The sequence below is a fragment of the Streptosporangium subroseum genome (assembly GCF_900188345.1).
GTDB lineage: Bacteria > Actinomycetota > Actinomycetes > Streptosporangiales > Streptosporangiaceae > Streptosporangium > Streptosporangium subroseum.
On sequence record NZ_FZOD01000020.1, the window covers coordinates 28,745 to 51,076 of the forward strand.

19 protein-coding genes are annotated in these 22,332 nt (G+C 68.2%); 12 read left to right on the plus strand and 7 right to left on the minus strand.

The window, feature by feature from the left end:
- Nucleotides 1-27 precede the first annotated feature (27 nt).
- From CHC08_RS20980 to CHC08_RS20995, 4 genes are read left to right on the plus strand one after another with little or no spacing between them, the layout of a single operon-like run.
- Nucleotides 28-1,038, plus strand: a complete 1,011-nt coding sequence (locus CHC08_RS20980) for a MinD/ParA family ATP-binding protein (RefSeq protein ID WP_089209037.1) — start codon at nt 28-30, stop codon at nt 1,036-1,038.
- A complete protein-coding gene (locus CHC08_RS20985; protein ID WP_143653293.1) occupies nt 1,038-1,793 on the plus strand; it encodes a hypothetical protein in 756 nt (251 codons plus the stop codon). Before CHC08_RS20980 ends, CHC08_RS20985 begins: the two co-directional genes overlap by 1 nt.
- A gap of 24 nt (nt 1,794-1,817) precedes the next feature.
- On the plus strand, nt 1,818-3,077 hold the full coding sequence (locus CHC08_RS49675) for a hypothetical protein (protein ID WP_179282130.1): 1,260 nt from the start codon (nt 1,818-1,820) through the stop codon (nt 3,075-3,077).
- Nucleotides 3,074-3,859, plus strand: a complete 786-nt coding sequence (locus tag CHC08_RS20995) for a glycoside hydrolase family 16 protein (RefSeq protein WP_179282131.1) — start codon at nt 3,074-3,076, stop codon at nt 3,857-3,859. Before CHC08_RS49675 ends, CHC08_RS20995 begins: the two co-directional genes overlap by 4 nt.
- A gap of 126 nt (nt 3,860-3,985) precedes the next feature.
- Here the strand turns inward: CHC08_RS20995 and CHC08_RS21000 are convergent, their stop codons facing one another.
- A complete protein-coding gene (locus CHC08_RS21000; protein ID WP_218825396.1) occupies nt 3,986-4,495 on the minus strand; it encodes a GNAT family N-acetyltransferase in 510 nt (169 codons plus the stop codon).
- 187 nt (nt 4,496-4,682) lie between these two features.
- Here CHC08_RS21000 and CHC08_RS21005 point away from each other — a divergent pair, with 187 nt between their 5' ends.
- From CHC08_RS21005 to CHC08_RS21020, 5 genes are all read left to right on the plus strand, one after another.
- Nucleotides 4,683-6,092 (plus strand): LCP family protein, encoded by a 1,410-nt coding sequence (locus CHC08_RS21005; RefSeq protein ID WP_089209042.1) that lies wholly within the window; start codon nt 4,683-4,685, stop codon nt 6,090-6,092.
- Nucleotides 6,093-6,296: 204 nt separating this feature from the next.
- Nucleotides 6,297-7,877 carry an AAA family ATPase gene (locus tag CHC08_RS21010; RefSeq protein WP_245878444.1) on the plus strand — a complete coding sequence of 527 codons (1,581 nt, stop codon included), beginning with the start codon at nt 6,297-6,299 and terminating at the stop codon, nt 7,875-7,877.
- Nucleotides 7,837-8,616, plus strand: coding sequence for a helix-turn-helix transcriptional regulator (locus CHC08_RS51580; RefSeq protein WP_245878445.1), 780 nt, complete (start codon nt 7,837-7,839; stop codon nt 8,614-8,616). Before CHC08_RS21010 ends, CHC08_RS51580 begins: the two co-directional genes overlap by 41 nt.
- Before the next feature lie 173 nt (nt 8,617-8,789).
- A complete protein-coding gene (locus CHC08_RS21015; protein ID WP_245878446.1) occupies nt 8,790-10,094 on the plus strand; it encodes a sensor histidine kinase in 1,305 nt (434 codons plus the stop codon).
- A gap of 122 nt (nt 10,095-10,216) precedes the next feature.
- Nucleotides 10,217-11,206, plus strand: coding sequence for a GlxA family transcriptional regulator (locus CHC08_RS21020; protein ID WP_089209128.1), 990 nt, complete (start codon nt 10,217-10,219; stop codon nt 11,204-11,206).
- Between the two features lie 7 nt (nt 11,207-11,213).
- Here CHC08_RS21020 and CHC08_RS21025 read toward each other — a convergent pair whose 3' ends face one another.
- From CHC08_RS21025 to CHC08_RS21045, 6 genes are all read right to left on the minus strand, one after another.
- Nucleotides 11,214-12,557 carry an ABC transporter substrate-binding protein gene (locus CHC08_RS21025; RefSeq protein WP_089209043.1) on the minus strand — a complete coding sequence of 448 codons (1,344 nt, stop codon included), beginning with the start codon at nt 12,555-12,557 and terminating at the stop codon, nt 11,214-11,216.
- Nucleotides 12,558-13,053: 496 nt separating this feature from the next.
- On the minus strand, nt 13,054-13,434 hold the full coding sequence (locus CHC08_RS21030) for an ArsR/SmtB family transcription factor (RefSeq protein ID WP_089209044.1): 381 nt from the start codon (nt 13,432-13,434) through the stop codon (nt 13,054-13,056).
- Nucleotides 13,435-13,543: 109 nt separating this feature from the next.
- Nucleotides 13,544-14,908, minus strand: a complete 1,365-nt coding sequence (locus tag CHC08_RS21035; protein WP_245878447.1) for an MFS transporter — start codon at nt 14,906-14,908, stop codon at nt 13,544-13,546.
- Nucleotides 14,909-15,400: 492 nt separating this feature from the next.
- Nucleotides 15,401-15,703: a hypothetical protein gene (locus tag CHC08_RS21040; RefSeq protein ID WP_089209045.1), complete on the minus strand. Its 303-nt coding sequence runs from the start codon at nt 15,701-15,703 to the stop codon at nt 15,401-15,403.
- 7 nt (nt 15,704-15,710) lie between these two features.
- On the minus strand, nt 15,711-16,334 hold the full coding sequence (locus tag CHC08_RS48385; RefSeq protein WP_179282132.1) for a hypothetical protein: 624 nt from the start codon (nt 16,332-16,334) through the stop codon (nt 15,711-15,713).
- Nucleotides 16,331-18,271, minus strand: a complete 1,941-nt coding sequence (locus tag CHC08_RS21045) for a hypothetical protein (RefSeq protein ID WP_089209046.1) — start codon at nt 18,269-18,271, stop codon at nt 16,331-16,333. Before CHC08_RS21045 ends, CHC08_RS48385 begins: the two co-directional genes overlap by 4 nt.
- A 1,233-nt stretch (nt 18,272-19,504) precedes the next feature.
- Between CHC08_RS21045 and CHC08_RS21050 the strand changes: the two genes are divergently transcribed.
- Genes CHC08_RS21050 through CHC08_RS21060 form a run of 3 tightly spaced genes read left to right on the plus strand, consistent with a single transcriptional unit; the run spans nt 19,505 to nt 22,313 of the window.
- Nucleotides 19,505-20,464 carry a 3-oxoacyl-ACP synthase III family protein gene (locus CHC08_RS21050; RefSeq protein WP_089209047.1) on the plus strand — a complete coding sequence of 320 codons (960 nt, stop codon included), beginning with the start codon at nt 19,505-19,507 and terminating at the stop codon, nt 20,462-20,464.
- Nucleotides 20,464-21,195 (plus strand): glycosyltransferase family 2 protein, encoded by a 732-nt coding sequence (locus CHC08_RS21055; RefSeq protein WP_089209048.1) that lies wholly within the window; start codon nt 20,464-20,466, stop codon nt 21,193-21,195. The genes CHC08_RS21050 and CHC08_RS21055 overlap by 1 nt, the downstream gene beginning before the upstream one ends.
- Complete coding sequence (locus CHC08_RS21060; RefSeq protein ID WP_089209049.1) at nt 21,192-22,313, plus strand: cytochrome P450; 1,122 nt, start codon at nt 21,192-21,194, stop codon at nt 22,311-22,313. The genes CHC08_RS21055 and CHC08_RS21060 overlap by 4 nt, the downstream gene beginning before the upstream one ends.
- The last annotated feature ends 19 nt before the right edge of the window (nt 22,314-22,332 follow it).

Genomic DNA, 22,332 nt, shown 5'->3' on the forward strand with positions numbered 1-22,332 from the left:
AAAGCTCTCTGCGAAAGGACCTTCGCCATGACGGAGACGTCCCCCAAGATCCAGACTTCTCCTCCCTCCCCGGCCCCCCCTCCCCCTCCCCCCGAGCAGTTTCACGAGACGGTTCCGCTCACCGCCGAACATCTGCTCACCAACCGCCGGCCCGAACCGGCCGGCGGGTGGCGCCGCATCGTCTGGCTGCTCTCCGGCCGGAAGATCATTCCTGCGGAGTCACTGGCGGAGCAGGAGCGCCGCACGTTGATAGCCCAGGCTCAGACGCCCGTCGCGAGCGGTCATCACCGGATCGCGGTCATGAGTCTCAAGGGCGGGGTCGGCAAGACCACGACGACCGTCGCGCTCGGCAACACCCTGGCCTCCCTGCGGGGAGACCGAGTGATCGCGATCGACGCCAACCCCGACCGGGGGACCCTCGGACTCAAGGTCAAGTCAGAGACGGCCGCGACCATCCGCACCATGCTCGCCGAGGCCCCGCACATCCTCCGCTACGCCGACGCGCGCGCCTTCACCTCCCAGTCACCCGCGCGGCTGGAGGTCCTCGCCTCCGACACCGACCCCGCCGTGAGCGAGGCGTTCAACGCCGACGACTACCGTACGGTCGCCGGTCTCATCGAGCGCTACTACTCGATCTGCATCACCGACTGCGGAACCGGCCTGCTCCACGGCGCCATGGGCGCGACGCTGGAGCTGGCCGACCAGATCGTGCTGGTCAGCCTGGTCGCGGTGGACGGGGCGAGCTCGGCCGCCGCGACGCTGGACTGGCTCACCGCCCACGGGTACGCGGACCTGGTCAAGACCGCCATCGTCGTGCTGAACGCCGTGGAGCCCAAGTCCGACGTGGACGTGGAGCTGCTGGAACGCCACTTCATCTCCCGCTGCCGGGCCGTGATCCGCATTCCCTACGACCCCCACCTCAAAGAGGGCGCGGAGGTGGACCTGGTCCGTCTGCGGCCCACCACCCGGGGCGCGTACCTGCGCCTGGCGGCGGCCGTCGGCCAGACGTTCGGCCAGCGTCCCGATCGGGGCCACTAGTGCGGCCAACCCCCGAAGATCCCGAACTCGACTGGGATCTGGGTCCTCCGCCGCGCCCACGGCGGATGCTCATCGTGGTCGTCTCGATCGTGGGAGCGATTCTCCTGGCGGTCGGAGCGTGGCAGCTCATGCGGCCGAAGCCCGCCCCCGCCACGATCTCCGCCGGCGTATCCGTCGGCGACAGCGTCCTGCTCTCCCCACCCTCCGCCTACGAGGGGGCGGGAGGTTATCCCGTCGGTTTTCCCCACACCGAGCTGGGAGCGGCCTCGGCGGCGGCGGCCGCGCTGGAGGCGGCGTGGACCCTGGATCTCGAACAGGCCGAGCAGGCCGCGGTCCTGTACGCCCCGCCGGAGCAGCATGACGCCGCCCGCGACGGTGCGCACGAGGCCGTCGCCGGATGGCGGGAGATCCTCGGCCTCCCCAAGGACGGAGCGCTTCCCGAAGGGGCGGCGATGCAGACGAGGACGATCGGCATCCAGTGGAAGGCCCGTGCCAAGGATCAGATCCAGGTTTCCGTCCTGGTCCAGGTGACCGCGACCAAGGGCGTCCAGGACACCGACCCGACCTACTCCAGCCCGTACGCCATGAGCCTGCTCATGACCTGGAACCCCGACATGCGAGGCGCGGGCCGCGGGGACTGGGTCAACATCCCCGACCCCCTCTCCGCCACCGTGCCGCAGGTCGCCCTCCCGGGCACCCCCGAGTTCACCGCCGCAGGCTGGAAGCCTCTCTCCGGCCCGGCGCCCACCCCATAGATACGGATCCAGGAAGAGCCATCAATGCCCCCACGCAGCTCGCCCCGGCGGGTCACCCTGGTCTCAGGACTTCTACTGGCCGCGGTCTCTGCGACGACCGGTGCGATCATCGCCCAGCCATGGGCCGCCATGGCCGATCCCGGCGTGGCCGCCGTCCCGCCGATGTCGCAGGAGGTCGATCCCCCGTCCGTGGAGCCCGAGCCCGCGGAAGCGGACGGGGGCGGGTCTGTTCCCCCCGCCCCCGCGGCCCGGGATCGCGCACGCGAGGACTCCTCGCCACCGGTCCGCAGGGCTCCCTCCGAGAGGGTCGTCACGCCTCCCCGGGAGCCCCCACCCGAGACGCTCGTCCAGCCGGAGGAGGTCGCGGCACCGCCCAGGAACGTCCGATCCGTGGCCGCGCCGCCCAGGAACGCCAGGTCCATGGCCGCGCCACCCCCAAATGCCAGATCCATGGCCGCGCCGTCCAGGAACGCCAGGTCGATGGCGGCGCCGAACGTGTCACGGGCCAACCCGCCCACGAGGGTCAAGCCCACTTCGGAACCCTCCCGGGACACCGAGGCCCCGCCCAAGGCCGCGGAGCCCACCGCGACACCGGAGAAGGACACCCCACCCACGACGGCCCCCAGCGCCACCGAGCCGCCCCCGCCCAGCGCGCCTCCGACGTCCGAGCCGCCGGACCCGGCTTCGCCTCCCCCGAGCACCACGCAGAAGCCCGTGCCCAGCCCGACCGCCACGGCCAGACCCACAACCTCGCGGCCGACCGTTCCCAAGCCCTCGAAACCCCCGGCGACCAGGACCGCACCGGTACCCCGGCCCACCGCCACGCTTCAGCGGCCGACCGTCCCCAAACCGCCCCTGCCGGCGCAGGTGCCGCAGTCCGTGTCCAGCCCGACCGCCACCCTCGATCCCACCGTTTTCGACGAGCAGGCCGACGCCGCCCAGGTTCCCGTGACGTACACGTCCTCGGCTCCGGCGCTCCAGACCGTCATTCCCATGCCTCCGCTGAAGGGACCTTCCACGGATTTCTGCCAGATCGAGAACTCCGTCGACTGCTGGAGCCTCGCCCCCTGGCGCAGCCGTAGCCTCGGGTCGCCGGAGAGCTTCGACTCCACGCAGGCGGCCACCCCGGCGCAAACTCCTCGATGGGCCTTCGCGCCGCCCGTCACCGGCGTAGCCTCGACACCAAGCACGTCCGCTCCCTCGGCTCTCACACCGGACAGGAGCGGCTGCTGGAGCTTCAGTCCCTCCACCCGCTGCGCCAGATCGTCGGAAGAACAACAATGATCAGCAGATTCCACGCGCGGGTGGCCGTGCTCAGCATGGTGACGGCTCTGGCCGTGAGCACCCTCAGCGCCGCTCAAGGTGAGGCGGCCACCGGTACGGCGGGCGCCTGCTCTCCCGTGACCGGCGACGTCAGTGCCGCCCAAGCCCTCGCGTGGGGCGCACCAACCTGGTGCGCGGAGTTCGATGACGCCGTCGATCCGGCCGACTGGGTCTTCTACGACTCCCCCGGGCACGCCGGCAACGGCCGCCGTTCCCCCGAACAGCTCTATCTGGGAAACGGGGCGCTCTACCTGCACGGCCGCCCCGACGGGACCACCGCCGGGCTGGCCACCAAGCACGACCAGACCTACGGACGCTGGGAGACCCGCGTCCGCCTGTATCCGGGCGCGGGGTCGTACCACCCCGTCGTCTTGCTGTGGCCGAAGGAGGGCGGCGGCGCCGTACGGAGTTCCACGAGTGAGGAAGTGAACTTCCTGGAGGTCATCAACGACCCGGACAGGCAACGACCCAACTTCTTCCTCCACACCCCCCAGGGCCAGGAGCAGGCCAGCGCCAATGTGGACATGACCACCTGGCACACCTACGCCGTGGAGAACACCCAGAGCGGGGTCGTCGGCTACCTCGACGGGCAGGAGTGGTTCCGTTCCCCCAACGCCACCCACAGCCCGATGTCGGTCTGCCTGCAACTGGACTGGTTCCCCGGCCAGGGCAGCGAGGGTGAGGCGTGGATGGAGGTGGACTGGCTCCGCATCTACCCGCTGCAGGCCGCCGACACCGGCTGAGCCGCCCCGATCGTCGAAGAGGGTGCGGGACCACCGAGGTCCCGCACCCTCTTCGCGTTCCCGAACTCACGCGGAGAACGGCGCCGGGCAGAAGGCGTCCGCCATCGGGCTCCACCGGCACGCGGCTCAGTTTCCGGCCGGCGGGCGCGTCTCCAGGACCTGGCCGGGCCAGTCGCCGACCCGGAAGGTCTCGGTCCTGGTGAAGCCCTGGCTCTCGTAGTACTTCACCAGCCGGCCGTCGTCACCGGCGTAGCAGTCGACCCGGACCAGCGCGATCCCCTGCTCGGCCGCCTCGGCCGAGGCCCGCTCCAGCAGGGCCGCTCCGACACCGCGACCGCGAAACCGCTGGTCGATGACCAGACCCCGGATGTAGATCTCGGGTTCGGGGGCCGGGGAGACGTAGTCCAGCGCGGGTCCGAGGACCATGCATCCGGCGGGTTCGCCGTCGATCTCGGCGATGCGCATCTCATCCGTCACCGCCCAGGAGGTGACCCGCTCGACGCGGGCGGGATCGGCGGAGAACGGCAGGCTGCCCCACTGGCCGGTGCGGCCTCCGGTGGTCAGCCACGCCACCGCGCTGTCGAACATCCCCAGAACCGCCGGGACATCATCAAGATTGCCATCTCGGATAATCACCGGCGGATCGTAACAGCCGCGATCGCCCATCGACCACGCCCATCCCTCACTCTGCCGGATAGCAGGTCATAGCGGTTTATTTAGGATTCTTACCTGACTCTTATGGAGGATTAGTACAATCGGTAACGGGCCGGATTCCGGCCCCTTCGCCACGGGTGCACGCCCTGGCCCGTCCCCCAGGAGTCACGTGAGCAGCGGGTTGATCGACGCGCCCCCGAAGCCCCCAGGCCACAAACCGCGCTCTCGCCGCAAGTGGCTGTGGTGGCTGGTGGCCCTCGTGACCGTCGTCGTGCTCGCGCTGGCGGGCACGGTGGCCGGCGTCTACGTCAAACTGGCCGGAAACGTCAAGCACACCGACGTCACGGCGGCGGACCTCGGGCGCCGCCCGCCCAAGGTCGCGGGCAAGGCGATGAACGTCCTGGTCGTCGGTTCCGACCAGCGCGGTGGCAAAAACGCCAAATACGGCAAGGTCCCCGGCGAGCGGACCGACACGATCATGCTGGCGCACATCTCGCCGAAGCGGGACAATGCGATGATCATCAGCTTCCCCCGGGACTCGATGGTCCAGCTCCCCGCCTGCCGGGCGCAGCAGGGACTCCTCGGCCAGCAGGCACACGTGGGCATGATCAACGAGTCGTTCAACTCCGGCGGCATCACCTGCACCTGGAAGACCATCGAGGCGCTCACCGGCATCCACATCGACCACTTCGTGAAGGTCGACTTCACCGGTTTCAAGGGCATGGTCGACGCGGTCGGCGGTGTGGACGTCTGCATACCCGAGGCGATAAACGACAAGAAGGCCCTGCTCCACCTGGCCGCCGGCAAGCAGACCCTCATGGGCGAGCAGGCCCTGGGCTACGTCCGGGCCCGCTACAGCCTGGGCGACGGCTCCGACATCGGGCGCATCCAGCGGCAGCAGATGTTCATCGCCTCCATGGTCAAGAAGGTCATGAGCGGCGAGACGCTGACCGATCCCGGCAAGCTCTTCGGCTTTCTCGACGCGGCCACGAAGTCGGTCACCACCGACCCCGAGCTCACCCCGGGTGTCATGAAGGACCTCGCCTCAAGCGCCCAGGGACTGGCCGCCGGGCAGATCCACTTCATCACCACCCCCTGGCGATACTCGGTCATCCACCCCGGCCGGGTGGAGTGGGTCCAGCCGCAGAGCAAGCAGCTGTTCCGCATCGTCGCGACGGACCGGGCGATCACCGGCTCGGGGGTCAAGGGCGGGGAGGCCAAGGTGCCCCGGTCGAAGGTCCAGGTCGAGGTGCGCAACGGGACCAACCGGTCGGGCCTGGCCACGCTGGCGGCCGTCCAGCTTGAGGAGCGGGGCTACCACATCGCCAAGATCGGTGACGCGAAGCGCAAGCCGTACCCGACGACCACGATCGCGTACTCGCCGAACGGCGCGTCCAGCGCGCCCACCCTCACTCGCGACCTGCTCGCGTCCAAGGGCCTGCTCGCCCCCCAGGCGACCACGTCGAGGCTCGTCCTGACGATCGGCGACGACTGGAAGGGTCTCAAGGCGCTTCCCCAGAACGACACCGACAGTCTGAAGGGCTTCGACGCCACCCACGACTCGTGCGCCGGCGCCTGAGCCGTCTCCGCCGAGCCCCCGTCAAGGGGGCCCGGCACCCCGTCACGTCATACGCCCCCGCCCGCCAGGCCCTGCGCGTCCCCGTTGAACCTCTGTCGGGCCCGGCGTCCCATCGAGCCTCGTCACACCTCCCGTTGAGGGCCCGGACAGACCTCGTCACGTCACGCCCATCCGCTTCAAGCCCTGTTAAGTAGGGTTCGAGGCATGTTGTACGGGAGAAGCGCCGAGCAGGGTGTCATCGATCGGCTGCTGTCGGACTCCCGTTCGGGCCGCAGCGGCACCCTGCTCATCCGGGGCGAGCCGGGGATCGGCAAGACCGCGCTGCTGGACTACGCGGCCACCGCCGCCGAGGGCCTGCGGATGATCCGCGGCACCGGGGTGGAGTCGGAGGCGGAGCTCCCCTTCGCCGGGCTGCACCTACTGCTGCGGCCGGTACTCGACCAGGTGGGAGCGCTGCCCGAGCATCAGGAACGGGCGCTGCGCGCCGCCTTCGGCCTCGCCTCCGTGGAGGCGGGCGACCGGTTGCTGGTCGGCCTGGCGGTGCTCTCCCTGCTGTCGGAGCTGGCCGAGGACGGCCCGCTGCTGGTGCTGGTGGACGACGCGCAGTGGCTGGACCGGGCCTCGACCGACGCGCTGCTGTTCGCCGCGCGGCGGCTGGACGCCGAAGGCGTCGTACTGATCTTCGCCGCACGTGAGCCGTTCACCGCGCCGGGAGTACCGGAGCTGCCGGTGAAGGGGCTGGACGTCGCCTCCGCGGCGGCGCTGCTGAACACCGCCGCAGGCACCAGCGTCGCCATCAATCCCGCCGTCCGTTACCGCCTGCTGGCCGAGGCGCGAGGCAACCCGCTCGCGCTGATCGAACTGCCCGCCGCGGCGCCTTCCGACGGTACGGCGCTGCCGCTCACCAGCAGGGTCCAGGATGCCTTCCTCAGCCAGGTCAGGGTGCTGCCCGAGGCGACGCAGGGGCTGCTGGCGGTGGCCGCGGCCGAGGACACCGGCGACCTGGATGTGGTGTTGCGGGCCGCGGCCGGCTTCGGAGACTTCCTTGAGGATCTGCACCCGGCGGAGAGAGCGGGACTGGTCCTGGTCGACGCGGGGACCATGACCTTCCGGCATCCCCTGGTCAGGGCCGCCGTCTATCAGGGAATCCCGCCCAGTCTGCGCCTGGCCGTACACAAGGCCCTGGCCGAGGCGCTGGACCGGCCCGACGACGCCGACCGGCGCGCCTGGCATCTGGCCATGTCGGCGACAGGCCCCGACGAGGAGGTGGCCGCCGAACTGGAGCGCACCGCCGTACGGGCCAGTGATCGCAGTGGATACGCCGCCGCGGCCACCGCCTACGAGCGGGCCGCCCGGCTCAGCGCGCGACCGGAGTCCCGGGCGAGGCGGCTCACCCTGGCCGCCGATCATTGGGTTCATCACGGCGATCCTGTCCCGGAGCGCGTGGCCATCGCTGAACGACGTGGTCGCGCAGGCCCGGCGGGCGGGGGCCGGCAACCCGCGCGAACTGGTTCAGGCCTGCGGGATCGGACTGGCCGCCGGGCAGGACCGGGAGGTCGGCGAGACCGCGATGTCGCTGGTCGCCGAGAGCCGCGCCCTGGGCAGCATCGGGGTGCTGCCGACGCTGCTCTTCTTCCTCGCCGAGACCGAGCTCTTCCACGGACGGCACCGGGACGCGCTGACCACCGCCACCGAGGGCCTGGGCATCGCGCGGGACACGGGGCAAGGGCACTGGGTCAGCCAGATGAACGGCTTCCTGGCCTATCTCGCCGCGGTGGAGGGTGACGACGAGCGCTGCGTCAGGCACGTGGACGAGGCACTCGCGAGCGGGGTGGCGGGAACTCGGTGGACCCTCTGGGCACGGGGCATGCTCGATCTCGGCCATGGCCGGGTGGAGGCGGCGCTCTCCCGGCTGGAACCCATGGCCGGCGGGCATCATGTGGCCGAGACGCGGTGCGTGCCCGACCTGGTGGAGGCGGCGGTACGGCTGGGCGCTCCCGATCGTGCGGCCGGAGCCTTCACCCGCTATCGGGAGTGGGCCCGCTACACGCGCCAGCCGTGGGCCGAGGCCCTGGTGCTCCGCTGCCGGGCCCTGCTCGAAGACTCGGAGGAGCACTTCACGGCGGCGTTGAAGCTCGAAGGGCGGCCCTTCGAGCAGGCCAGGACCGCGCTGCTCTACGGCGAGTGGCTCCGCCGCATGAGAAGAAAGGCCGATGCCCGCACCCATCTACGCACCGCGCTGGAGACCTTCGAGCGCCTGGAGGCCGCGCCGTGGGCCGGTCGGGCACGTGCCGAGCTGAGCGCCACCGGATCCGCCGCACCCGCGGCGCCCGCGCCCGGCGTGCTGGCCAGGCTCACCCCGCAGGAGCTCCAGATCGTACGGCTGGCAGCGCAGGGCCTGTCGAACCGGGACATCGCGGCCCAGCTTTTCCTCAGCCCCCGCACGGTCGGTTACCACCTCTACAAGGCCTATCCCAAGCTCGGTGTCGCCTCCCGCGGCGAGCTGGGAACCATTGCACTTTAAGGCTAAACGACCTAAAGGGTCACGATGACTTGACCTGCCTTTACTCGCCGATGGAACCCCGTCACCTATAAATGTTCGAATAGCGTCTTTCGGGGGTAATCGTGGCCGCATCGCGACTTCCGCATTCGATTCGGGCCCGTGTGACGCTCACCGCCCTCATGATATTCGCGCTCGTGTTGGGAACGGGCGCGGTCGCGACGTCACTGGGCGTGCGAGCAAAGCTGAAGACCGACATCACCAACTCCGTGGCCGAGGCGGCCAGAAAGGCGGCTCTGAGCACCGACAAGCAGCACGTGCCGGGCGGCGTCATCCTCCCGGCGAACTACGTCAGCCGTATCCAGGTCGTCGCCAACGACGGCCGGGTCCTCGCCACCAGCCCGGCGCTGAAGGGAAAGCCCGCGATCTCCCGGGCACATCCCGTCGGCGGAGACCTCCGGGTGGACCTGATGTCCTGCATGGCCTTCTCGCAAAAAGACAAGACCTGCTTCCTCACCGTGGGGCTCTGGCACAGTAAATCCTCCTACGGCGATGTCATGGTCTACGCGCAGGCCGCCGCACCCCCGCTGCTCAACGGCTACGCCCTGGAGATCTCGCTGGCCGCCCTGTTCACCGTGCTCCTCGGGCTGCTCGGCTGGGGCACCTGGCGGATAGTCGGCCGGACCCTCGAACCGGTCCAGCAGATCAGCGCCGAGATGGCCGAGATCACCGCCTCCGATCTCAGCCGCCGGATGTCCGTACCGGACACGGGGGACGAGGTGGCGCAGCTCGCCCGGACCGTCAACGGGACGCTGGGGAGGCTGGAGTGGGCCATGGAGAACCAGCGGCGCTTCGCCTCCGACGCCTCGCACGAGTTGCGCACCCCGCTGGCCGGGTTGCGCACCAAGCTCGAACTGGCGCTCGCCGACCCCGACATGGAAGACGCCACGCAGGCGATGCGGTCGGCGTTGGGCGACGCCGAGCGGCTCCAGGCCGTCATGGACGATCTGCTCCTGCTCGCCCGCCTCGATGCCGGGGTGCAGAACGCCCCTCAGCCCGTCCATCTCTCCGAGCTGGTCGTCGCGGAGGCCGGACGGCCGTGCAAACACGAGGTCGTCCTGGATCTCGACCCCGGCGTGGTGGTCGCGGGCAACCGGCTCCAGCTCTGCCGCCTGCTGACCAACCTGCTCACCAACGCCGACCGGCATACGACGAGCACGGTGTGGGTTGATGTCAAGCGCGAGGGGGACGAGGCCGTACTGGAGGTCCGCGACAACGGGCTCGGCATCCCGCCGGCCGAGCGCGAGCGGGTCTTCCAGCGCTTCACCCGCCTGGACTCGGCGCGCAGCCGCGACGCAGGAGGGAGCGGGCTGGGCCTGCCCATCGCCAGGGACATCGCGTCCGCGCACCACGGCAAGCTGTACGCCGCAGACAGCACAAACGGCTGCGGCGCCCGGTTGATCCTCCGGCTGCCGCTGGCCACCGCGGCCATCTCGCTCTAGGGAGACGCCTCCGGGTTGTTCGCCGCTCTCCGTCGAGGAGAACCCGGTTCGTGTACGGGGTCGTTTCACCCCGTGCCGGGCATGGAAAGTGGCTCGAATTCATCCTGTGCAAGAATCGGGTCATGCACAGGGTCGTCATGTTAGCTCTGGACGGAGTCATCCCCTTCGAGCTGGGCATCCCCCCGCGAATCTTCGGCGGCGCCAAGGACGCGGAGGGCGAGCCGCTCTACGAAGTGATCACCTGCACCGTCGACGGCGGTCCGGTCCGTACCGACGCCGACTTCTCGATCTCGGTGGAACACGGCGCGGAGGTGCTGAGCACCGCGGACACCGTGGTGATCCCGGCCACCCACGCACTCGGCACGATCTCCACGGACGGAAGGCTCCCCGAACCGCTGTCCAGGGCGATCGCCCTCATCAGGCCGGGCACCCGCCTGGTCTCGATCTGCACCGCCGCCTACGTGCTCGCGGCGGCGGGACTGCTCGACGGCCGACCGGCGACCACCCACTGGAGCAGCGCCGAGCACTTCCAGAAGATGTTTCCCCTGGTCAAGGTCAATCCCGACGTGTTGTTCGTGGACGACGGGGAGGTGCTCACCTCGGCCGGGGTCGCCGCCGGGGTCGATCTCTGCCTGCACATCATCCGCCGCGACCACGGCACCGCGGTGGCCAACCGCGTGGCCCGGCGGTGCGTCGTCCCGCCCTGGCGTGACGGTGGTCAGGCCCAGTTCATCGAACGCCCCATCCCGGAGCAGTCCATCGCCACCACCGCCGCGACCAGGGCCTGGGCGCTGGGGCAGCTGCAGCGTCCGCTCCCGCTCACCGAACTGGCCGCCCACGCCCGGATGAGCCGTCGCACCTTCACGCGGCGCTTCCGCGACGAGACGGGTGTCAGCCCGGGTCAGTGGCTCATCCTGCAGCGCGTGGAGCTGGCCCGCCGCCTGCTGGAGGCCAGTGACCTGCCGGTGGACGGCGTCGCCCTGCAAGCCGGGTTCGGCACCGCGGCCTCGCTCCGCCAGCACCTGCAGGCGGCCATCGGCGTCTCGCCGATGGCCTACCGCCGTACGTTCCGCCCGCTGGAGATCTCACTCCGGCAGGAGGTGGAGGCCTGACCCTCGGCTACTTGGCGTCGAACCGGCCGCTGGACCACTCCTGCTGCAGCTGGTCCGCCGCCTTCTTCGGGGTGAGCTTGCCGCGTGCGACGTCGAGGAGGATGTCGCCCTCCACTTCGTCCAGGAAGGTCTGGTTGGAGGTGCGGGCGGAGCCGCCGGCACCGATGACCTCCTGGACGTCGGCGTAGCCTTCCCTGGCCGCGTCGGTGGAGAAGACCTCCTGATCCATCCGGAAGTCCTTGAGCGACGGGACCAGCGTCATATCCTTGGACCACGTCGCGACGCCGTCACCCAGGGTCAGAAACTTGATCAGCTCGGCCGCCTCGGCAGCGTGCTTGGAGGCCTTGGGGATGCCCAGGCCTTCCTCCGCCAGGCTGCGAACGGCGGGCTTGCCGTCGGGCAGAAGGACGGGAAAGGCTCCGGCGCCGACGTCGGTGAGGGCGACCTTGTTGTCCTTGCGGTAGGAGTCGGACAGCAGCGGACTCTGCCCGGAGTCGTCCACCAGGAACAGCGCCTTGCCCGAGCCGAACAGCTTGGCCGGGCTGTCGCCCTTGAGGCTCAGCGCGGACTTGGCCATCACACCCCGGTCGAAGATCGACTTGTAGCCGGTCAGCGCCGAGATCATCTCGGGGCTGTTCCACTTCTGCTTACCGGCGAACAGGTCATCGGACAGTTCCGGGCTGGTCTGACCCGCGATGGTGAACAGCAGATCCTCCTGCTGCTGCGGTTCACCGGAGAAGACGATCGGCTGGAGATCCGGGAGCTTCTTCGCCTTCGTGACGATGGACTCGAGGTCGGCGACCGTCTCGGGGAAGGACACTCCGAGCTCGGAGAGGAGCGCGGCGTTGTAGTACATGACCGTGCCACCGCTGGAGCCCATCGGGACGGAGTAGAGCTTCCCGTCCTTGGCGGCCTTCTCGGCCTGGCCGACCGCGGTCTCGCCGAGCTTTTCCTGCCAGTCTTCGGAGAAGTTGTCCCACGTGGCGACCGGGAGAAGCCGGTCCTTGACCGCGTTGGTCATCGTCGGGACCTGGACGCCGACGACGTCGAGCACCTCATGGTCCGCGCCGAGTGCCTTCGGGAGTCGCTCCGCGTAGTCGGTGGCCTTGAACTCGCGCAGATCGACCTTGATGCCGGGAGTCACCCGTTCGAACTCGGCGATCGCTCCCTTGAGCGTCGCCCCCGGCGGGAACGAGGTCCAGTACTTCAGGGTGACGGGTTTGCCGGAGTTCTGACGGGCCTGCTCGACCGGCTTCTGCCCGCCGGAACCCCCGTCGGCAGCACACGCGGCGGTCAGTCCCAAGCTGAGAACCGCGGTCATCAGGGTGAACGCACGAGCTGTACCACGCATGCAATACCTCCAGCAGAACGAAAACACAGGTAACGGCACCGGCCCGGCATCGGAGGCAACCCATCGTCGCGGGGTCGCCGAGCTTGTGCACCGAAAGCCGTCCTTGTCGGAATCGATCTTCCTCTGCCCCCTTGAACCGACATGACACCTCTGCGGCCGTTGTGGCTGTTGTAGCTACCGCGTATAAGCGTTTCTGCCGTTGTGCACCGGCCTCGGCCCTACGGCCGATCGGCTCCGATTGGAGGGGCGAACTCGCCCGCGCGATCATGGGGAACATCGTTGACGATCTTATGAGCCCCGAGTGGGCAGACGAACCCGCCGCCGAACCACAGGGCCGTCGAACCGCGGAATCCCCGCTGTCACGTGTGCCGGCGGCGGGTCCGGCCACATCGTGCGCGCTGCTGTCGCGTGTGCCGGCGGCGGGTCCGGCCATTGTGCGTGCTGACGCGGGGTCCCGGCTGCCATGTGCCGACAGCGGGATGCCCCGGGATGGAGGTCAGCCCTTGACGATCTCGTGGCGTAGGTGCTCGCGGCTGAGATCGAGGAGCATCCGCACGTGGGCGTCGGCGAGGCGGTAGTAAATCATCCGGCCGGCTCGGCGGCTGGCCACGATGCCCGCGGTCCGCAACAGCCTGAGCGCGTGGGACACGGCGGTGTCGCTGACCTCCACCGTCTCGGTGAGATCACAGACGCAGAGCTCACCGGCTTCGAGCAGCGCGTACAGGAGCTGGGCACGGGTGGGGTCACCCAGCAGCCGGAACAGGTCGGCGAGCCGGGTGGCCTCTCCCGCGGTGACCAGCCGCTCCCGCGTCGCCGCCACTCTGGCCTCGTCGGGCTCCATGGTGCTGCAGGCGTCCAGACCGGTGACGACGTCCATGGGCAAACTCCTGAACAGGTGTTCAAACGATAATCACTATCGTATCAAGTCGTCCGTCCTGACCGGGAATCTTGCAAGCCGTGTCCTGCGGCGTACTTTCCGCTGGAATTTACGATTGGGCCGGGGCGGCGCTCAGTGGCTCGGCGATGTCCTCCAGACCCCTGCGTTCGGCCTTGACCCCGAGGAACATCTCCACCAATCCGGCTGCGATCATGAGGGACGCGCCGATGGAGAAGGCCAGGGCGGTGTCACCCGGCTTGCCGCTCTCGACCAGGTTGGAGAAGACCAGCGGACCCGCGACGCCACCGACGAAGGTGCCGATCGCGTAGAAGAACGCGATGGCCATGGCCCGGGTCTCCATCGGAAAGATCTCACTGACGGTCAGATAGGCCGCGCTCGCACCGGCCGAGGCGAAGAAGAGCACGACGCACCAGCACGCGGTCAGCGTGACCGCGGTCAGCACACCCTGGTTGAACAGCCAGGCCGTACCGAGCAGCAGCACCCCGGACCCGATGTAGGTGCCGGAGATCATGGGAATCCGGCCGACGCTGTCGAACAGCGGCCCGAGCAGGAGCGGACCGAGGAAGTTGCCGACCGCGATGACGGCGAAGAAGTAACCGGTATTAGTGTCGATCTTGAAGAAGGTCGACAGGATCTGGGCGTACCCGAAGGTGATGGCGTTGTAGAGGAACGCCTGCCCGACAAAGAGCGAGAAGCCAAGAATGGTGCGCTTGGGATAGCGAGCCACCATGGTGTGCGCGATCTGGCCGAACCCGATCGATTTACGCTGGTGGATGGTCATGCTCTGCGAGGGCTCCTCCAGCTGGACGCCCTTCTCGCGTTCGACGCGTTCCTCGACCTCGTCGACCAGTTTCTCGGCCTCCTCGTCCCGGCCGTGGATGAACAGCCAGCGCGGGCTCTCCGGCACATGCCGCCGGACCAGCAGGATGGCCAGTCCGAGCACCACCCCCAGGCCGAACGCGATACGCCAGCCGATGTTCACCGCGAAGTTGTTGAGCAGCGGCACCGTCAACAGCGCGCCGCCGGCGGCGCCGAGCCAGTAGCTGCCGTTGATGATGATGTCGATCCGGCCCCGGTGACGGCTCGGAATGAGCTCGTCGATGGCCGAGTTGATCGCGGCGTACTCGCCTCCGATACCGAACCCGGTCAGGAACCGGAAGAGGAAGAACCACCACGCGGAGAACGACAGCGCGGTCATCGCGGTGGCGATCAGATAGACGACCATCGTGATGAGAAACAGCTTCTTGCGGCCGAACTTGTCCGTCAGCCAGCCGAAGAACAACGCCCCGAGACAGGCCCCTGCCACGTAGAGGGCCCCCGCCGTACCGGCCACCTGGGTCTGGGTGATCTCCAGACCGCTCCCCTCCTTGGCCAGCTGGGCCGAGAGGTTTCCGATGATGGTCACTTCGAGACCGTCGAGGATCCAGACGGTGCCGAGACCGATAATGATCATCCAGTGCCATCGTGACCATGGCAGCCGGTCCAATCGCGCGGGGACCTTTGTGGTCACCGTCCCCGTCTGAACGTCGCTCATGGCCATACCGGCTACCCGCCGAGGATCTCCTCATTCCCGGCGAACCCGTTCTCCTAGGTCAGACCGCCTCCCAGGTCAGCCTTACCGCTCCTCTACATCAGGCCCGGCAGTCCTTCCACACCGGACCGAGCAGCCGTCGTACCGCCCCGGCCCCACCGGGCAGTCGTTGCGCCATCCACGGCCCCCACCGATCAGCCGTCGTACCACCCCCGGCCTCCCGGGCAGTCATCACACCGTCCCCGCCCCCCGAGCAGCCGTCGTGCCACCCTCGGTCCTTTCCAGGTAGCCGTCGCTGCGCCATCGGTTCTCTCCGGGCAGTCGTCACACCACCCCTGCTCCTCACCCGGGACGCGCTCTTCGCGGTCCAGCGGGCACGGGCCACATCCGGCATTCTGACGCGCACCCTCCCCGTCAAGGCAGGCCGTACCTTCTCTTGATCACCTTGGCTTCCTCTTCGGTCACCTGACGTGGTGTGCGGGTCAGCGTCTGGCGCAGGTCGGACAGGATCTTGTCCCCCGAGCCGCGGACCCGCGTGCGCTGGTGGGCGAGCTCGGCGTCAAAGCGTTTGGCGGCCGGCCCGGTCCACACCTTGCCGGAGTGAAAGTCTCGATACGGCGCCTCGATGCCCTTCTCGATCTCCTGGACCAGCGGCTCGACCGTCCGCAGGGCATCTCCCAGCGCCTCGTAGAGCGGATTGGGCACCATCTCGGCCACGACCAGATCAGCCCTTCTTTGGAGAGGGGGACGGGGTCTTCCCGGGCGGAGCCGTCGTGGACGGGCTCGGCGACGGAGCGCTGGCATCGGTGATCAGCTTCGGCGCGATCAGCTTCATCAACGCCAGCACATCAGCGGCATTGTCACGCCCTTCGGCACCTATCTCCAGTTGAATACCGATTTGTGCTTTGCCGCGTACAAGCATTGCATATGTGGCGTTACTCTTACTGGTCGTGTCTTTGAAGTAATAGCCGATGGCGCCGGGGACAATTTCTGGCACCGACAAGGCGCCGTCTTCGAGCTGTTCCTCAACCTTTCCGGGATATCCCCCTGGGGTGAGGATAACCTGCAACACTTTCAGCCGATCACCGTCTCGCCGATAGGCTGCGCAGCTTCCGGCACCAAGACCTCCGGCAAGCTTGAGATTGAAGTATCCGCGTACCAATGGGTCACGTACTCCGGTCATCAACTCCACTATCTTCAGCGGGATGTGTCCGCAGATATAGGGGGGAGCGGCCACCATCGGCAACGGGCTGCGGTCGATTTTCACCTCGTCGCCCTGACAGGCAGTCGAGAAAGCCAGCGCGCACACCAGCACCGCCGCCAGCGCTAACGGTGATTTCATCATCATCCGTACTGGGAGAAACCATCGGAGAAGCCCTGACTCAGGGGGCCCTCAACGTCCTGCCAGGGTCGTCCCGATGCCCCCCTAAGCCATCGTACGTAGGCCTCGAGCCGCTGGTCCTCGACACCGTTGGGAGCTGTTTTATCAATCATCTCCTCCGTGGTCATGAGCGTCCGGCCATCGGACTTGAGGAAGTTGTTGGGATTGTCACGGGGGTCATCTCCCTTTTCCAGGCCTTCCAGTGAGGCCCACGGATGGGTCGGGGCGGCGGGCTCAACTGAACCGAACGCGCCGCTCTTGAGCATGGCCTGAGCGGTGAGATCACGCACAAGGATCCGGGTCTGATCGACGGCGGTGTTGGCACCATCGATCGCTTTGGCCTCTGCATCGCCCTTGGCAGTGTCCTCGACCAGACTCGTCCACGCCCCCACGGCACCGACCGTGAACGGCCAGGCTGCCGCCACCTGAGGGATGGCGAGTGCGGTGTTGACCATTGCGGTGAGCACCTTCATGTTCCGCTGCTGTGCTCCGTCCAACTCTTTGCCTTCTTCGATCTTTGCAAGACCTACTGCATCGGTGATCATTCCGAAGCCCGCTCCGATGTTTTGTGCATTGGTCAGGAGTGCGATATCGCCCCGTCCATCAACCATCTCTGCGGCGCCATAATCAAGAAGCCAGCCGGCGAATACCTTCTGGGCAGCTGCAACGGGAGCGAAAGCCTTGGAATCCGCGAATGCCTCCTTCATCACTCGACGCAACTCTTCCAGCTTGAATTGCGCCCCCCAGGGGCTCTGTCCAGGCGCACTGAGATTGTCGGCACTCCGAACTCCAGGCGCGATGAGGTCGCCAGCATTCTGAGCGACGTAGTTGATGTCGCTGATGTAGCCGGCGAGGATGCGGCCGGTGGTGACAGGCTTCACGAATGCGGAGGAATTGCCCGCCTCAATCCGTTCGGCTTCCAGATGTACGAACTCCGAGGCCAGCTTGGCCGACAGATAGCCGCGTGAAGGAGCCTGCGGCGAGCCGTCATGATCACGGAAGGTGAGCATCGCGGCCTCCAGCGCCTTGCCCAATGCCTCACCGCCGTCGAGCATCCCTCGCTCGGTCAGATAGTGCTTCAGCGCGGTGGGGTCGCCCGCGAAGAAGTCCTGGGCTGCTGCGGGATCAAGGCTGAGCGCCTCCATGAGAGCCACCGTGACGCCTGGGTCGGTGCCGACGGGGAACTTAGATGCTTCACGGTCCCAAGCGTCGACCTTCTTGGCGACCGCCAGTAGGAAGGCGGTGTTCACGGCTCCGCTTGAGGCTCCATATTCGGGACCGGCATATTTAGAAGTGGCGTATTTGAGCGCCAGTGAGATCGCGTAGCCCTCCTGCCATCCGATGGCGAGGTCGGAGGTGAGCTCGTCGCGCCAGGCGTTGCTCAGCTTCGGGCTGGCCGTGCCCAGTGTCTTGCCGAGGGCGATCTGTAGTCGCTCCACCTTCTTGTCGTCCTCGTGCCCAACGGTCTTCCCCATCAGCTTGCGGAACCTCGCCGCGCCCATCGCGTTCATCAGCGCGGCGGCGAACGTCGCATCTCCCGTCCGCTTCTCCAGCTCCGCCAGGGCCTTCGCGTCGACCTCGCCGTTCTCGGCGGCCTCGGTCACCTTGACGATCGCGGCGTAGACGTCGGGATCGTGGGCGGCCTTGCCGTACAGCGCCTCGTCGAAGGCGCTCAGCTCGCCGGGGAGGCCGGAGGCGGACCCCCACTCCGTGCGCTCAGTGCGGATCGTCTCGCTGCGGCGCCTCAGGTCGGGACGGCTGGTCCCGATCCAGCTCTGCACCTCGCGCAGGGAGCTCAGCCCCGAGGTGTCCAGGTCGAGCCTCTGCAAGGTGCTGCGAATCTGGGGTTCGTTCCGGCCGAGTGCGTCCTCTGCCCGGCCAAGCCCTCGCTCGAAGTCGTCCATCAGGGCGGGATCGATCCCCGAATACTCGCCGTCCACTCCCGGCGGGGCTGGAGACGGTTGAGGGCCAGCCAAAGGTTTGGGGAGGGAGGGTTCGGCCGTAGGCGATGCACCGGGTCCCGGGGCGGTGGACGACGGCTGAGGAGCAGGCGAAGGGGTGGGCGACTCCTGCGAGCCGCCGGGCCCCTGACCAACGGGAGAAGGCTGAGAGGTCGGCGGAGATGCGGCCGGGGAAGGTTCAGCCGTGGGCGACGCCACCGAGCTGCCGGACCCCTGAGCGGCGGGGGACGGCTGAGAGATCGGCGAAGGCGTAGGTAACGGATGGGCCATGGGGGCGGCGGACTCCAGCGCGGTCGGCGGAACACGACAACTCCGGCGGAAAGATTATTTTCAATCTACCCTTTTGTAAATGTCTTCGTCAGATCGGATATGTCAGTCAGTTGCACCGCCACTACCGCGACATTCCCGATAGGAGGAATCCGATCAGGAACCGACGCTCATGATGCGCGGGCGGCGGACGAAACCCTCAAAGACGAAGGACCGAAACCCGGCGATTCATCTGATCTCAACACTAACGGCCGGCACTTCGGGGAGCTCGCCGACGGCAGGGCGTTTCCACCGCTCTCAAGAGATACGGCATGCAGCACATTTATCCGGGTCCCACCACCCGCACCAGCGTAGACCAGGTTTCCACGAAACGGATCCGGTTCTCTTCCAAGAAATCGGCCGGCTCCTAGATTGCACCCTTTGTCGTCAGATCGAGAATCAGGCTTCTTTTCGCCAATAGCGCGTTATGCCCACAGAAGATGCTCGGAGACCTGCCGAACCGCACGTCGAAATCGCCCGACGGGAGGAGATCGTCCCGCCCCACGCTCTCCATGACCGGCATGGTTCCCTTCCACCTCACCGAGGCCGCTTCCCAGCCTGGCGGGCACACCGCCGTAATCCCCTCCGTGGCCTGGCGGACACACCACTATGGCCCCCGCATTGCCGTGTGGGCCCTCCCGGCAAGCACATCGCGATGGCCCCGTACCGACACACGCAACCGCCCTACGAGACTTCTCGCCCCGTATAGCGCCATATCAACTGCCTCGACACGGCATGATCTCTTCTGTCCCGATATAGCGCCGTTCCCGGTACGGCACAGCGCCGGGCTGACCAGGACGATCCGTCCGGCTGTTCGTTTTCGGTACATTGCGCGAGCATGGAAAGACTTGACGCTATCTAGGGAGATCCATGAAAGCCCGGATCGCGGGCGTCGCGACCTATCTGCCGGAACAGACCCTGTCCAGCGCAGAGGTGGAGCGGCGGATCGAGGGATACGTGCCCTACGGAGGTGTCATCGAGCGACTGACCGGCATCCGCCTGCGCCACGTGGCCCGCGACGACCAGCAGGCGTCCGACCTGGCGGTCGAGGCCGCCCGACGACTCGATCACTGCGGCGTCGACCTGCTCGTGTTCGCGTCGGCCTCGCAGGACATGGTCGAGCCCGCGACCGCGCACATCGTGGCGGCCAAGCTCGGGCTCTCGTGTCCGGTTTTCGACGTCAAGAACGCCTGCAACAGCATGCTCAACGGCATCCAGGTGGCCGAGGCTCTCATCCTGAGCGGCGCGCACCGCAAGGTGCTGGTCTGCTCGGGTGAGATCCCGTCGCGGGCGATCCGATGGCAGGTCAGGGACCGGGCGCAGTTCGTGGACTCCTTCGCCGGATACACGCTCTCCGACACCGGAGCCGCGGTGCTGCTCACCGCGGACGTGGGGCGGGGCATTTTCTACCGCGAATTCGCGGCCGACTCCACCGCGTGGGCGATCGGCACCCTGCCGGGAGGCGGCTCCGCCCATCCCCGTGATCCCGAATACTCCTACTTCCGCGGCGACGGGCGAAGGCTGAAGGACGCGTTCGAGCTGATCGGCCCGGACATCTTTCTCAACGCGCTCAAACGTACCGGTCTGAGCTGGGACGATTTCGCCCTCGTGGCGGTGCACCAGGTGGCGCTGCCGTACCTGCGCTTCCTGGCGAAGACGCTGGACATCCCCCGGGAGAAACTCGTGGTCAGCCTGCCCGAGCACGGCAACTGCGCCTCGACCACGCTGCCGCTCCAGCTCGAACTGGGCGGCTGGGAGCCGGGCGACCGGGTGGCGCTGCTCGGTCTGGGCGGCGGAATCAGCACCGGCGTGATGCTGGCGGAGATGTGATGGACCTCTGGGTGATCGTTCCGGCCTACAACGAGGCGGGGAGCATCGAGGCGACGATCAAGGCGCTGGCCGAGCAGGACGACCAGAACTTCACGCTCGTCGTCGTGGACAACGCGAGCACCGACGACACCGCCGAGATCGTCCGGCGGCACGGCGTCCAGATGATCACTGAGACCAGGAAGGGCACCGGCGCCGCCTCCGACACCGGCATGCGCCACGCCATCGCGCACGGCGCGACCCACCTGGCCAGGACCGACGCCGACTGCCTGCCCCGCCCCGACTGGGTGCGCAACATCCGGCGGGCGTTCGGCGACGGGCTGGAGATGGTCGGCGGACGGCTCAGGCCCCGCACCGACGAGTTCCCGCTGAAGTTCTGGGAGCGGCACTTCATCCCGCTGGTGGTGGACCTGGCCGCGGCGTTCGGCCGCTTCCGTCCGGGCAACCGGTCATCGGAGTATCTCGGGCCGTACGTGATGATGCCCGGCGCGACCCTGGCCATCACCTCCTCGCTGTATGAACGCGCGGGAGGTTTCCCCAGGACCGCGATCGAGGAGGTCCACGAGGATCGCGCCCTGGTCAACCGGGTCCGCACGCTCACCTCCGCGTACGGCTCGCGCCGCGACGTGGTGGTCTTCGGCTCGGTCCGGCGCCTGCGGGCGTACGGCCTGGCGGGCACCCTGGCCTGGTACGCCGACCATCACTACCGTCCGGAAGTGATCGACGTCCGGTGAACCACGAGACCCGCCTCCACCTGGCCGCCCACCCCTTCGTCTATCCGCTCATGCGGCTGCTGGCCCGCCTCGGCCCGGTCGTCCGGGTGCCGGGGCTGGGAGTGGTGGTGAACGACGCCGCCACCGCGCGTGCCGTACTGATGGACGATCGGTTCCGCAAGGACGGCCCCGGATCGCCCGGCGACCTGTGGACGCCGATCCTCGGCCCCTCCGTGCTGCTCAACATGGAGGGCGAGGGGCACCTGGCGCTGCGCAGGAAGCTGATGCCGCTGTTCACCACCGCGTACGTCTCCGCCCTGGTCGCCGACGTGCTGCGGCAGCCGCTGGAGGATCTCTCTGCGCGGCTGAAGCAGGGTGAGACGGTCGACCTGGTGGACGCCATGCGAGTGATGGCCGGGGCGGTGATCTGCCGGGTGATCGGGCTGGGCGAGGTCTCCGAGGCGCGGGCCCGGGAGCTGTTCGAGGCCGGGGAGCGGGTCGTCTCGATGGTCTCGCTGCGCTCCCGGCGGCTGTCGGACCGGCAGGCGGTGATCGCCAGGCGGACGCTGGACGGAATCGGGGACATCGCGCAGGCCGCCTACGAGGCCGGTGACGAGTCCACGCTCATGGGCCGGATGCGGGCGCAGGGGCTGTCGGCGGCCGAGGCCAGGGGCGCGGCCGGGGCGTTCTTCCTGACGGGCACCGAGACGGTCGCCACCTTCGTGCCCCGGCTGATCGCTCTCCTGCACGACCACCGGACAGAGGTCGACGACCTGGACCAGGTGATCGAGGAGGCCATGCGGATCACCACGCCGACGCCGGTGATGCTGCGTTCGGTGGGCTCGGCCGCGCAGGTCGGTGCGGTCGTGGTGCGGCCGGGTGACCGGGTGCTGATCGTGACCCACAACTGCGCCCGGTCGTACGGGCCGTTCGACCCCTCCCTGAAACACCCGCCGGAGCTCCGCCGCCTCTGGTTCGGCGCCGGCCCGCACTTCTGCATCGGCTACCCGCTGGCCCTGGCGGAGATCCGGGCGGTGGCCTCGGTCGTGCTCTCCCACCGAGTGCGTGTCGTACGGCGCCGCGCGGCCAGAGGAGTCCTCATCCCCACCTATGAACACCTCTGGATCAAAGCGGCATGAACGACATCGTCATCTGGAT